Origin of the sequence: Desulfobacter latus, from assembly GCF_013389365.1 — a bacterium.
GTDB classification, from domain to species: domain Bacteria; phylum Desulfobacterota; class Desulfobacteria; order Desulfobacterales; family Desulfobacteraceae; genus Desulfobacter; species Desulfobacter latus.
Genome location: NZ_JACADJ010000198.1, coordinates 1 through 430 on the forward strand (window position 1 = coordinate 1; position 430 = coordinate 430).

Consider the following 430-nt stretch of genomic DNA (forward strand, 5'->3'; position numbering starts at 1 on the left):
TGTTTGGGCAGAACATGCAAAAGGAAACGGTCAATGAACTCCATCACCGGTAATGAGGTTGTTTCCCACCTGGATTTATTCCGGGTATTTTTGAACCAAAATTCAACGGTATCATCCTTAACGGATATAATCCTGTTGTTGCTGATGGCTGTTGAATGGGTGTATCTACCGATGTATTTAACAACTTCGGCCGGCCCTGAGAACGGTGGTTTGGAGTATACCACCCAGGCTTTTGGAACGGTATGGAACAGCCATTGCCTGAAGGCGCAGAGATCGGAAAACTGAGTCAGTTCATCCGGCAGCTTTAAATCTCCCCGACTGTGGGCTGCAATCAGGCCGCTCAGGAATTTGGCCCTGAATACATTGGAAAGCGCTTTGACCGGAAACAGGAAGGTTGAACTGTATCGAGGCTCCACCCACTCCCCCCGGG

Annotated in this window: 1 protein-coding gene; it reads right to left on the reverse strand. The window is 49.3% G+C overall.

All coding sequences use genetic code 11. The annotated features are described in order from the left end of the window. Positions 1 to 430: IS91 family transposase (locus HXW94_RS18975; protein ID WP_178368435.1), on the reverse strand; the 430-nt coding region annotated here is incomplete at both ends.